The 13905-nt window shown below is 44.1% G+C and carries 8 protein-coding genes; all 8 read left to right on the forward strand.

The window, feature by feature from the left end:
- Positions 1-165 precede the first annotated feature (165 nt).
- Positions 166-648 (forward strand): BREX-3 system P-loop-containing protein BrxF, encoded by a 483-nt coding sequence (gene brxF / locus H6G89_RS19400; RefSeq protein WP_190509457.1) that lies wholly within the window; start codon positions 166-168, stop codon positions 646-648.
- Between the two features lie 37 nt (positions 649-685).
- Entirely contained in the window at positions 686-4420 is a 3735-nt protein-coding gene (locus H6G89_RS19405; protein WP_190509459.1) for a DUF6079 family protein, read from the forward strand.
- A gap of 10 nt (positions 4421-4430) precedes the next feature.
- Complete coding sequence (locus H6G89_RS19410) at positions 4431-7265, forward strand: DNA methyltransferase (RefSeq protein WP_190509460.1); 2835 nt, start codon at positions 4431-4433, stop codon at positions 7263-7265.
- Complete coding sequence (locus tag H6G89_RS19415) at positions 7265-9253, forward strand: AAA family ATPase (RefSeq protein WP_190509462.1); 1989 nt, start codon at positions 7265-7267, stop codon at positions 9251-9253. The genes H6G89_RS19410 and H6G89_RS19415 overlap by 1 nt, the downstream gene beginning before the upstream one ends.
- Complete coding sequence (locus H6G89_RS36265; RefSeq protein ID WP_309230027.1) at positions 9246-10259, forward strand: type II toxin-antitoxin system RelE/ParE family toxin; 1014 nt, start codon at positions 9246-9248, stop codon at positions 10257-10259. Before H6G89_RS19415 ends, H6G89_RS36265 begins: the two co-directional genes overlap by 8 nt.
- On the forward strand, positions 10256-12277 hold the full coding sequence (gene pglZ, locus H6G89_RS19425) for a BREX-3 system phosphatase PglZ (RefSeq protein WP_190509464.1): 2022 nt from the start codon (positions 10256-10258) through the stop codon (positions 12275-12277). The genes H6G89_RS36265 and pglZ overlap by 4 nt, the downstream gene beginning before the upstream one ends.
- A 7-nt stretch (positions 12278-12284) precedes the next feature.
- Entirely contained in the window at positions 12285-13031 is a 747-nt protein-coding gene (locus H6G89_RS19430) for a hypothetical protein (RefSeq protein ID WP_190509466.1), read from the forward strand.
- Between the two features lie 228 nt (positions 13032-13259).
- Positions 13260-13817, forward strand: coding sequence for a hypothetical protein (locus H6G89_RS19435; protein WP_190509468.1), 558 nt, complete (start codon positions 13260-13262; stop codon positions 13815-13817).
- The last annotated feature ends 88 nt before the right edge of the window (positions 13818-13905 follow it).

Here is a 13905-nt window from a genome sequence, read left to right on the forward strand (position 1 = left end):
CAGGGGTCAGTTGGTATGAGGCAAAGTCGGCGATCGTACGGGATGCCATTCGAGCTTATTTGGCTGCTCCTCGTTTCGTTCTTCCAACTGCGTAAGTCCTGTAGAAAAAATGTTCTTTAATTCCACCATCTCAAAAGTCTCATGCTGAAATTGGATTAATCGTTTATGAACGATCATCTAGAAAGGATTGTCCAAGCTGTTCAGCAGATTAATCAAGCTCCTGAGCTACACCGTCATCGGCTTATTTTAGTTGTCGTAGCAGCCATGCAGACATTGTCATTCCAGGAGATAGCCGATCAGCTTGGGTTTCATTACATAAACGTTAATTTTGAGCTAAGCCAACGGCTGCTAGAGGTTTCTAAACAGCAGCAGCCCATTAAAGCATTCAGATTACTTAATGATGAAATTATTGGGCAACCTGTCCAGCAGGGATTAGTCTTAGATCACTTTGAGATTCTCTTCGATCCGGGTTTGAGACTCGACCCAATGAGGTATCTGCTCGACGTTTCTCGGTACTATACGGTAGTAGCAAGATGGAATGGCTCCTACGATAAGGGGTACTTGGTTTATGCTGAACCTGGACACCCTGAGTATGTCCAATATCAACCGAAAGATGGGGTGATTATAAGTGTAGAATCAAACCCTTGAGAGCATCTAGCAGAGGCAGAAGCAAGAGGATACAGCGATGCGATATGGCGATCTAATTCAATTTGAGCCAATTGAAACCGTTGTTCAACTGCGGGATGCTGACCGTCTTCAGGAAGCAAAACGCCTTGTTTCTACCTATGTCATTTCAGACGAAATGGCTGAAAAACTGGCAGTTACGCTGTTCCCAAATCTTAGGCTTGATGGACATGACAGCAAAGGAGTTTTAATCGTTGGGAATTATGGTACAGGGAAATCTCACCTGATGTCAGTAATTTCAGCGATCGCTGAGCACAGCGACTTAGCAAAGGCTTTACCAAATTCCAGCATTGCGGAAGCTGCGACGACGATCGCAGGTAAATTTCAGGTTGTTCGAGCTGAAATTGGCACTACCAAGATGTCTCTCCGCGATATCCTGGTTTCTGTTCTGGAGGAATACTTAGATAAATTAGGCATTCCACATAATTTCCCTTCAATTGAAGAGGTTGTTAATACTAAACCTGCTTTCGAGGAAATGATGGGTAAGTTTAACAACCATCCGGAGTATCGGGATAAGGGACTGCTTCTCGTAGTGGATGAGTTGCTAGATTACCTGGGTAGCCGAACGGATCAGGAACTCAACCTTGATCTTTCTTTTTTAAGAGAAATTGGGGAAGTCTGTAAATATCTTCCTTTCCGCTTTATTGCTGGACTTCAAGAACGATTATTTGATAACGATCGCTTCTCCTTTGTCGCAGGAGCGATCCGACGGGTGAAAGACCGATTTGATCAGGTTCTGATTGCCACTAGAGACATTAAGTTTGTTGTGGCTGAACGGCTTTTGAAGAAGAACGCTGAACAAAAAGTCAAGATAAGAGAACATTTAGCTCGTTTCGCTAAATTTTATGGAAACATGAACGAGCAAATGGAGGAGTATGTTGATCTCTTCCCAATTCATCCAGAATATATCAACGTTTTCAACCGGATTGCCTTCATTGAAAAGCGGGAGGTTTTAAGAACCCTATCTCTGGCAATGCGGCGTAAGTTGGATGACGTTATTCATGAAGACGAGCCAGGATTAATCAGCTATGACCAATACTGGACAGTCATCAAGGAAAACGCCGCTTTCAAAACGATTCCAGAAATCCGTGAGGTTGTTGAGTGCAGTGCAAAATTAGAAGGGCTGGTTGAAAGCAGCTATCCTTCAAAAGCATCAAAACAGTTTGCTAAGAAGATAATTTACGGTTTGAGCCTGTATCGTCTAGCTGTGGGGGATATTGAAGCCCCTGTAGGGTTAACAGCAGAGGCGCTGAGAGATGGGCTTTGCCTCTACGAGCCTGGAGTGGAGGATATGAGCGACGAGCCAGCGGATGACTTGCGAGGTGAAGTTGAAACGGCTCTGCGTTTGATCAGTACTACCGTCAATGGGCAGTTTATCTCGGCAACAGATCGAGACAGCAGGGGAGTTCCAAGCGGGCAGTTCTATCTAGATATCAAGAAAACGACTGATTATGATGCTCAAATCAACAAACGAGCTGAAAGCTTAGATGGAAGTAAACTTGACCAAGCCTACTTCAGAGCATTAGCCCAAATTCTTTACCTCTCTGATCGGTACTATCCTGGGACTCACCTTGCTTGGGAATACGAGCTAGAGTGGCGCAGCCATCATGCATCTCGAATTGGCTATATGTTCTTCGGAACCCCAAGCCAGCGTTCCACTGCTCAACCCCCCAGAGATTTTTATATCTTTTTTCTTCAGCCTTTTAGTGAACTGCCTAAGTTGTCAAAGCCTGAGGCGAGTGATGTCTTCTTTGAGTTAGGTCGTCGGGATGAAACGTTTGATACCGCATTGAACTGGTATGCAGCCGCATTGGATCTGGAAGCTACGAGTTCTGGTAAGGCAAAGGAGACCTATGCATCTAAAGCTGCTGGTTATTTGAGAAACCTGGTGAGGTGGCTGGAAACTAATATTACAACTGCTTTTAAGGTTACTTATCGAGGGCAGACAAAACCACTACCAGAATGGATTAAGGGCAAGCTGACCACGGGAGGAACACGCGCAGGCGTAAGAGATATCGTCAATACAGCCGCTTCCGTGTGTCTCGAAGACCATTTTCGGCAGCTAGCTCCGGATTACCCTGGCTTTTCTGTGCTGATTACAAATGAGAACAGACCCCAAGCTGCTCAAGATGCTCTCCGGTGGATGCGTGGGGCAACTCAAACTAAGCAAGCAACTGCTGTACTAGATGCCCTAGAGCTTTTAGACGGCGATCGCCTAACTCCCTCTCGATCAAAATATACGAACTATATCCTAGAACTATTGCGAAATAAGGGGCAAGGGCAGGTTCTGAATCGATCGGAGTTGATTCAGGATGAATTTGGCATTGAGTTCATGATTCGGTATCGTTTAGAACCTGAATGGATCGTTGTACTACTGGCAGTGTTGGTTTACAACGGAGACGTGGTTCTGTCAGTACCAGGTAAAAAATATGATGCGGGTAATCTGGATAGTTTAATTACGGCTCCTATCAGTGAGCTAGTCAATTTTAAGCATATTGAGCAGCCCAAGGATTGGAATGTACCTGTTCTAAAAGCAGTGTTTGAATTGGTCGGGCTAGAGCCAGGAAAAGCTGTTTTGGTGACTCAAACAGGGACAGAAGCGGAAGCGATCGTTGCTCAGCAGTTTCAACCTCGCCTCTCTGAGCTAGTAGCTCGGATTGTGAATGCCAGACAGCACTTGCCTAACTTAGCAATTTGGGGACAGGCACTGATACCAGACGAGCGTTTAAGAACGGCATATCAGACAACACTTAACGAGACAAAAGCTTTTCTCGAATCGCTTCAAGCATATAATACACCTGCAAAATTAAAGAATCTGAGACTTGATCCATCAGAGTTAGATCGTCAACAAAGGGGGGTAGATACTCTGCGACAGGTTGAGTATCTACTGGAACTGCTGACCAATCTGAGGGAGCCGACGAACTACCTGTCTCAGGCAAGCATGGCATTGCCTGAAAGCCATCCTTGGGTCGTTGATGTGCGTCAGTTTCGCAATCAATTGGTGATGGAATTGCAAGACCCGGAGCACCGAGAAGCTTCAGCTTTCCAACAGAGTACTCGGCAAAAGATTACCGAACTGAAGCGGGAGTATATTCGGACTTATGCCACTTTACACAGCCGTGGACGATTGGGTGTAGCTGAAGCCCGTCAGCGTGCTCGTTTAGTGCAGGACGAGCGGTGGAAAATGCTCTATCGCTTGAAAGAGATTGATGTCATGCCTGTTCAGCAATTGCATGATTATCAACAGCGGTTGAATCGGCTCCAAGAGTGTTCGCAACTGACTGAACAGGACTTGCAAAGCACACCCACTTGCCCTCATTGCCAATTTCGTCCAGCCAGTGAAGACGTTCAGGCACCCGTTAGTTTACGGTTGGAGCAGATGGAAGCGGAATTGGATCAATTGGTTGCTAGCTGGACAAAATCCTTGCTCGATAACCTCAACTCAACCGTAGCTCAAGAAAGTATTCGGCTTCTCCCAGAAGATCAGCAGCACGCTGTTACAGCCTTCGTCGAGTCGGGTGAATTGCCTGATCTCACTCCAGATTTTATCCACGCGCTGCAAGAAGCTCTCTCTGGGCTGGAGAAGGTAGTGGTTCAACTGGAAGAGATGCGCTCGGCGTTGCTAGAGGGTGGCTCTCCAATTACTCCAGAGGAGTTAAAGAATCGTTTCAGGGACTATCTCAATGGCAAAATTCGTGGGTTAGACTCTACCAAGGTCAGGATTGTTTTGGAATAAAGGGGAACGGATGACGGAGTCAGCCAAGCAACTGTCGATTTCTGAACCAGATGAGTCAGCCAAAATTCAGGAACCCGTAGAGTGCTTAGGCAAGACCTTTGAGAACGATGAGGCGCGGCGGGCTTATTTCCTAGAGAAACTGCGGGAGAAGCTAAAAGATCCTGAATTTCGAGCGATCGAAGGGTTTCCCATCGGTGAAGACGAAGACATCTTGGCACTATCTGACCCACCCTACTACACGGCTTGCCCCAATCCCTTTTTAGAAGACTTCATTCGCTGCTACGGCAAGCCTTACGATCCTGAAACCAGCCATTATCACCGTGAACCTTTGGCGGCGGATATCAGCGAAGGCAAAACAGACAGCTTATACACTGCCCATAGCTATCACACCAAGGTGCCGCATAAAGCCATCATGCGCTATATCCTGCACTATACAGAGCCAGGAGATATTGTTTTGGATGGGTTCTCTGGCTCCGGCTTGACGGGTGTTGCGGCGCAAATGTGTGGTTCTCCTGATCAGGAGTTTAAGAGAGAAATTGAAACGGAACGTGAAGCCGCAAACCTCCCACCTGTAAAATGGGGTTCCCGTCGAGCGGTGCTAAATGATATTGGAATTGCTGCCACTTTTATTGGAGCGAATTATAACCTGCCGTTTGATGTAGAGGCATTTGAACGAGAAGCCAAACGTATTCTGAGGGAGCTAAAAGACGAAATTGGCTGGATGTATGAAACGCTTCATACAGATGGAAAAACGAAAGGGCAAATCAATTACACCGTTTGGAGTGAAGTCTTCAGTTGCCCAAACTGTAGTGAACAAATCGTTTTTCTGAAAGAAGCTCTTGATCTCATTACCAAACGAGTTCATGAGACATTTTCATGTCCCCACTGCTCTGCTAGGCTAAACAAAGATAATCTTCAAAGATTCATAGAAACGCTAATTGATCCAGCGACCCATGAACCTTGGCAACGAATTCGCTTAATACCAGTATTAGTTAACTATAGCGTTGGGAAAAACAAGTTTGAGAAGGAAGTTGATAGCTTTGATCTAGAAACCTTAAGAGAAATAGAAAGATTAGAACTTCCATCAACTGTACCAACTAATCGTTTCCCAATCGAGCGTATGTATCATGGCTCACGATTGGCACCGAAAGGCTTCACACATGTCCACCACTTGTTTTTACCTCCGGCTATTCAATCTCTTGGAGTGTTGTGGAAAAAAGCAATTACTTTTAGAGATCCGCGCTTGCGAAATATGCTTTTTTATCTGATAGAGCAAGCGCTTTGGACTATGTCAGTTTGCAATGCTTATCGTCCAACTGGCTTTTCTCAAGTTTCACAATATATGAAGGGTATTTATTATGTCCCTTCACAGCATTCAGAAGTTTCACCTTGGTATGTGTTGAATGGAAAGCTAAATCGGCTGGTCAAAGCGTTTAAGGTTTTTCAAGCAAATACAGCTCACGTAACTGCTAACGCTAGTACTACAGCCAAGCTCAATATTCCCGATAATTCAATCGACTATATCTTTACTGATCCGCCCTTCGGCGAAAATATTTTCTATGCCGACCTTAACCTTTTAGTTGAATCTTGGCATAAAGTCGCAACTAATACTAGAACTGAAGCTATTATTGACAAGCCCAAACAAAAGGATTTATCAGATTACCAACAACTAATGCAGCGTTGCTTTGAGCAATATTATCGGGTGCTAAAGCCTGGTCGCTGGATGACGATGGTGTTCCATAATTCCAAAAATGCGGTCTGGAATGCTATTCAAGAGGCAATGCTATCCGCAGGGTTTGTCGTTTCAACGGTTCGCACCCTGAATAAGCAGCAAGGCTCCTACCGACAAGTCACCAGCAGTGCCCCTAAAGAAGATTTGGTGGTGTCTGCCTATAAACCCAATGGTGGATTAGAGTCTCGCTTCAAGCTGGAAGCAGGCACCGAAGAAGGCGTTTGGGATTTTGTTCGCACTCATTTAGGGCAACTGCCTGTCATGCCGATTCTCAATGACTGTGCAGAACCCGTTTCTGAGCGCACCAGTCAGATGTTATATGACCAAATGGTCGCCTTCCACGTTCAGCGTGGAGTCATGATCCCCCTCTCTGCGGCTGAGTTCTACGCCGGAGTAGAGCAGCGATTTGAGCCGCGAAATGGGATGTACTTTTTGCCAGAACAAGCGTTGGAATACGATCGCAAACGCCATACCGTCCGCGAGTTCCTCCAGCTTGAACTACTTGTTACAGATGAAGAATCCGCTATTCAATGGGTACGCCAACAACTGACCCGGAAACCGCAAACCCTGCAAGAACTCACGCCCAAATTCATGAAAGAAGGGCAGCGTTCCTGGGCAAAGCACGAACGCTTATTTGAACTCCGAGAACTCCTGGAAGACAATTTCCCTTGCTATAAAGGCAATGAGCCAATTCCCCCCCAAATCGTTTCCTGGCTTAAAGAATCCTCCATCTACAGAGAAATTATCAACGGGCTAGAAACCGAACATCTCACTGATGCTGGGTTAGATACTCAAAATTCAGTTTTGCTAAATGCAGCGGTTGAGAGATGGTATGTGCCAAATCCTGATCGAGCTAGAGACTTAGAACTTATTCGCGATCAGAAACTCCTGCGAGAATTTGAGCAATACCGTCAATCAAACCAACGCAAACTCAAGCAATTCCGTACTGAGGCAATTCGCGCAGGTTTCAAGAAGTGCTGGCAGGAACGGACAGAAGAAGGCTATCAAACCATTGTAGACATCGCCCATAAAATCCCCGAAACCATTCTTCAGGAAGACCCAAAACTCTTCCGCTTTTATAACCAAGCTGTGACCCGACTGGGAGGAATCTAATGCTTACTAAATGGAAGCTCTTCAACTTCAAATCAGTTCAAAAAGAGACTGAACTTGCATTAGCCCCCCTCACAATCTTCGCCGGACCCAATAGTAGCGGCAAGAGCACTTGGATTCAATCCATTTTACTGATTAGCCAAACGGTAGCCAGCAAAGTTCAGTCTCCTGCTGCTGTTGTCCTCAATGGCTATCTGACAAAGCTCGGTCAATTTGATGATCTCAAGTCATACGGCAGTGGGGCAAATCAAATTCTTATTGGGTGGGAGTGTGAACCGCGTAAACCTCAATTCTCAAGTCTCTCTGAAGAGTCAGAAATTGGTTTAGCAAGAGCGGTTAGTTTAGGAGATATGCCAGAGAGGATTCTTGGTGAAATATATTTTGATGCTGATTCATCTAATTCAGATAAAGATTTAACTCAACTTCAGCCTCGCTTATTTCAATACACAATGTCCTGCAATAGCAAGGACGAAGACGCTATCAACTCGATCTCTACTTTTTCTGTAGGTCTCCTATCAAAGCCATTAGCTCAAAAAGTTCAAGATTTGAACGTTTCCCCGGCAGATATCGAGGCAGCACGAAGTGCCCTTGAATGTGAAATTAAGCTAAATGAAAATGCTCTAAAAGAGTTGAGGGAATTAAGAGAATTTTTTGATTTAGAAGTTGAGCCAGTAGGTTGTGCATTTAGCCATCATTTTCTACCGAGTAAACTAATTGTACGCTGTAACGAAGTCATAGAGGAAACGCGCCTTATTTCGTCAATTTTGTTAGAGGAAGGGATACGTGTGTCTCCGTCCTATATTATGAGGCAACGGAACAATCCTACTATTCCTCTCAGAGCAATTAAGTTATTACAGGACTGGTTCGGTGATATTTTGCCAATTTCAAATCAACCGGATATTGATCAAATTTCACTTTTTCCAGAAATAGAGCCTAGAGCTATTACTCTAAAGGATTGGATGGATGGGCTAAGAAGGTTATCTTCTCACCGTCGGGGTGAATTTAGACAAAGACTTCGTAGAGAGCTTTCACCAGAAAAATTGGATGAATTAAATCAAATATTATATGAGTCACTTTTAGAAAATAGACAAAGCCCTTATGCACTTAAATCACAGCAGTTGCCAAGGAAAATTCGTACAGCAGTTAATTATTTAGATTCTTTTTTTTCTAACTCAGTTCAATATCTAGGTCCATTACGAGACGAGCCAAAACCTTTATATCCGTTAGCTCCCACTGTTGATCCTTCTGATATTGGATTGCGCGGAGAATATACAGCCGCAGTCTTCGATCGTTACAAGGAAAAGCGAATTACTTATATCCCTACTACCTGCTTCCCAGAGCCAAAAGGTGGACAACCTCTAAAAGAAGAATACCAAACTCGAACTCTCAAGACTGCTGTACTAGATTGGTTGAGGTATCTGGAAGTTGCAGAAGATTTGCAAACAAAAGATATGGGTAAGCTTGGTCATGAGTTAAAAGTCACTCTACCTGGCTTAGGAAAAGAGCAAGATTTAATGCATGTCGGTGTTGGTGTCAGTCAAGTTTTACCAATTTTAGTAATGTGTCTTTTAGCTGACGAAGATACTACCTTAATTTTCGAGCAGCCAGAGCTTCACCTACATCCCCTGGTCCAAACTCGTCTAGCAGATTTTTTCTTGTCAATGGCACTTCTAGGTAAGCAATGTATCATTGAGACTCACAGTGAGTACTTAATTAATCGATTACGGTTTAGAGTTGCCTCTGATATCACTTCAGAGCCTAGAGATACTTTAGCCGAGCAAATCAAGATTTACTTTGCTGAAAAAGTTAAGGGAGCATCCAAATACTGTGAAGTAACAGTCAATAAGTACGGGGCGATCGTTGACTGGCCAAAAGGCTTCTTTGATCAGTCCCAACGTGAAGCAGAAGAAATTTTGAGGGCTTCGATGGCTAAGCGTAAACAAGAACGCCAGAAGAAGCAGGAGCAACTAGGGGAAAAGCCTGATGCCTGAAGCACTGAATGTCATCGTTGACCCTCATCTTATAGCTTTGCCAGATCCGTGCAATTCAGTAAAAGACTTAGAACTGTTTGTAGAAAACCTCCTTGCATGGGCTAAAGCATTAGATCAGGAAGATATCAAAATTTTGCTGGCTCAAAGTTGCTTAGAGTCACTATATGCCGATGGCTTTTATCCGTATGATGACTACAAATTACGAACACTCCTGAACACTTACACAATCGATGACGAACCCATTGCTGATGAAGATACTGTTGCCCTCGTTTTGCGGCGTTTGCTCGATCAAACACCTTTTTTAGAAGAGTTCATTGGCATTTCTGTCATCTTGTGCGATGAAGATAAAACAACCATTGCACCCGAGCATTTTCTCAACCGACTAGGAGCGAACACTGCTCAAGCTCTAAGAGAAAGCTTGATCATGTTAATGCTTTGGCATCAAAACATTAGCCTAACGTCGTCAATCCAAGGATGTGTGTTTGCCACAGGACGGGGTGAGACACTTGAACAGCAAAACACATTGTTAGTTGTTTCAGAAGTTGTAGACATAAGTTGTGACGAGAACTCACCTATCTCCTATGAACTTCCCCATGTCGTTAATGGCAGCTTCCATATTTGTGTTGGCGATGAGGATCTGCTTCAAAATATTCTGGGATATACAGTACTAGACCTTTGGAATCCCCAGGATGAGCAGTTGCCCTGCTACGTTACAACGGCAGGAAAAAATCTTTTAGCAGAGTGGTTAAACTCCCTGATTGACTTGCAGGCTCAGAAAATTATTCAAGCTCGTCTCACCCAGGTTAAGCGAGGCACCTTGGGGGATCACAAATCGATTGGTGAAGGGGTGTATGAGCTGAGAATCCGCTACGGTCCTGCTTACCGAGTTTATTTCGGTTACGTGACAACAACTCAAATTCTGCTGCTTTGTGGAGGAGACAAAAGCACTCAGCCAGAAGACATTAGCAAAGCAAAACAGTATTGGAAAGCGTATAAGCAGCAATGATTAAGGTAAACTGGCGCGATCGCATTCTTGAACAATTCACTCCCCACGCTGCCCGTCTTGCCCTGGTTGCTGACCCAGATAATTTGCTGACGGAAGAAGATATAGCGCAAAAAATCCAGACTAGAGGCTTTGAAACGCTGCTCTACGAAGACTCTATCTCTTTCCGTTTTATCTATGAGTCCAGATACCGATCCCGGTGGCAAGACGGTAGTCTCAGTGACCTAATTGTGATTGTGCCATCCCAGCCTAGTGAGCTTGAATCCTTACCGTTCGATTTACTGAAAGAGAGTGATCGTAGGCTTAGCTTTAGCTTGAACGAACTTTTTCCAAACCTTAGCTATCCAGTTCTTAGCACGCTTGATCGAAACCTGCTTGACCCTCTATACGCAGCGATCCTGGAGCATCAACCCGATCACTTAAATGACATTGAAACTCAAGATTTTATCCTTTGCCACGTTTTCCGCATTGTTTCCGAATCGATTAAAGAAGACTCAGACCTACTCCATTGCTTGCTTCGATTACATTACAAAGAGCAGCGTCTACCTGATCTCTTGAGTGATCGATTAATCACGATTCTGTGCCAGAAACCACAATTTCAGAAATTTCCACTGAAGGCGATCGTGCCAAACCGTCCAGTTTTTTTACAGTTTCTTCAAGAAAACTGGAATAGCTTTGCCCAACAGCAAATTCTCAGATCCTTGCCAGACAGTTTAGCTTCGGAACTAAGTACATCCTATGGTGAGGTTGTCGAAACTTTCCTACCTTTTGACCATAAGGACGTTTGGGCGTTCATGGACAATCTGTTCCGTGAAGGCTATTTGAAACCTGCCAATCCCATGTCGTTAGGATTTCCTGGCTTTGAGCCTAAGTCCAACGATTTGTTCAGAATTGGCTTGTATATTGATTCTCTTGCTAACCAGAAATATCGATTCAGCAAACTTCTCCAACTGATTAACGAATCAGTTCCTAACAACAATGCCCACCACAGAGAATGGTTTTCTGTTGCTTACCGTTGGGCTGAGCTGTTAGTTCTTTGGCACCAAATCAATATGAATGAGGAGCCAGAATTGATATCCGAATTCTATGACATCCAGAAAGAGTTGGATACTGCATTTCTGAATTGGGTTCAAGAGCGGTATAACACGCTCCACTACCAATCACCCACCAATCCTGCAATGCTTCACCACTTGCCTCTGTTCCTGGCGAGGCACATTTACCCACAAAACAAACAAAAAGTTGCTTTGGTCTTGATGGATGGCTTGGCTTTAGATCAATGGCTGATCATTCGTAAAGGATTAGCTGAACAAAAGCCACAATGGCGATTTCAGGAAGAAGCGGTCTTTGCCTTGATTCCCACTATCACTTCAGTTTCACGGCAAGCTGTTTTTGCAGGAAAGACTCCAATCGGTTTTGCTAACAGTATTCAAGCCAATAATAAAGAGTCTTCCTTGTGGCAGCAGTTCTGGATAGACCAAGGCTTTAAAGCCGGGCAAGTCGGCTACAAGGCGGGCTTAAGAGATGAGCAACATCTAGAAAAAGCTGAAGAACTGATATCGCACCCTGCTATGCGCATTCTAGGTTTAGTAGTTCCTAAGGTCGATCGCATTAGCCACAGCAAAGAGTCATATACCCCTAGTATGCATGAGCAAATTCGTCCTTGGGTGCAACAAGGTTTCCTGACAAGAATGTTGAACAGCCTGCTTGAAAATAACTTCCAAGTATTCCTGACTGCCGACCACGGCAATATTGAAGCAACAGGCATTGGACGACCATCCGAAGGGGCTATCGCAGAGTATCGGGGAGAACGAGTCAGAATCTACTCTGAGACAGCACTTAGAGCTAAGGTGAAAGAAAGATTTCCAACTGCTATTGCATGGGACTCACCCATCCTTCCACCTAACTATCTACCCTTATTAGCGCCCAATCGCTCAGCTTTTATTGAGGACGAAAAAATAGTAGCGCATGGGGGCATTTCTATGGAAGAATTAATAGTCCCTTTTGTCCAAATTAGGCAATAATCTTGGGATGACAAAGCAAGTTGGGTTTAGCATTCGGGTCAGAGTAGAATGGCTAGAGCAGACAGCCATGCTCTATTTAGCTGGCAAAACGCGAGATGAAATCAAACTTGTCCTAGAAGAGAGTCTTGCAGATAAGCTTGCAGGTAGTGGCCAGGCAAACCGTGGTAGCCGCCAAAAGGCAATTTCGATACTTTTAAAGACTTGGGTTGCTGTTCCCCAAAAACTCAAACCTCTTAGAGACGAAGGTTTAGAGCTGATAAAGAACTTACCCTCAAATGAGCATTTGGTACTTCATTGGGGTATGACAATGGCTGCATACCCTTTCTTTGGAACAGTTGCTGAGATAACAGGCAGACTTCTTAGGCTCCAAGGATACGTATCTACAACTCAAGTCCTTAGACGAACCTGTGAATTAATGGGAGAACGTGAAACTGTAGCACGAGCAACAAGACGAGTTATCCGGTGCTTTGTTGACTGGGGTGTTCTCGAAGATACGGAAGAAACCGGGGTGTGCCGAGCAACTTCCTCTCTCGCTTTAGCAGATACTAAGCTTGCAGCATGGCTAATTGAAGCAGCCTTAGTTGCTAGTGGATCTAACTCGAAAGCATTAAAGGCGATCGCAGACACTCCAGCCCTTTTTCCTTTTGTGGTCGGCACCCTCAATACTATCGAATTGGAAGAAAATTCTCGATTAGAGCTTTTTCGACATGGTTTAGACGAACACGTAGTCAGCCTGCGTCAAGTAGCCGTATAAGAAATTTTATAGAAACGGGTAGGAAGTTATAGGGTCCGTCATCAATTCCTCGCGAAAAGCTTGAGACACGAACATTACCGAGTTGCCTAATGAACAGGCTAGGGGCTGTAACTCTAGAGTTACAGCCCCTAACTAATGATACGCCTTGGCAAAGAAGTTTAAATTCCTCTTCTGAGAATTAGAAGTATTAATTTATAGTGAGAGTAAGAATTATCCGTTATATTTCTAATGCTTCAAGAGCCTATAGAAGAGTCTAAACGCTCACAAATAGAGTTACCCTCCTCAGATGGTCTAGCAAGCAAACCGCCCTCCGCAAAACTTGGTCCGTTTCTGCTAGATTCAGAAGTCTCATTAGAAAATTTGGAGAGCCTTACTAGCGAAGACTTGAATAAATATCAAACACTTCTTGCAATTAAACGTGAGCTAGTTTCTATAGAAGAACTTAAAAAAAATAGCCAAATTCAACGAGAAGAATATCAAAAAGATAAAGAGCTTGAGAGGGAGAGAATTAGGAAAGAGAGGGAGACTTTACAAGCACAAAGAGAAGCGAATTTAGCAGCATTACGTACGCAAAGGCTATTTAAGAGAAGTATAGGCTTAGTTTCCTTTTTAGCAGGCTTATACTTAACCATTACAAGCAATGCTTTTGGTCCAGTAGTGATGGGAGCGGGATTGGTAGCTGCTGATATCCCCATTGGTCAAGCTGCTACCGTTGTTAATTCACATGGACTAGCAGTAAGAAATAGAAATTTAGATTCAAGCAAGGATGAAGATTTAGCTGAATAAAGTGCTCAAAGAGCAATTAGTAGTAATCAAAAAACAGTAAGTAAAGGTTAAGGTCGGGTTGAGGATGTGGTGTAGAAGAAGTCAAAGA

The sequence above is a fragment of the Oscillatoria sp. FACHB-1407 genome (assembly GCF_014697545.1).
Classification (GTDB): Bacteria; Cyanobacteriota; Cyanobacteriia; order Elainellales; family Elainellaceae; genus FACHB-1407.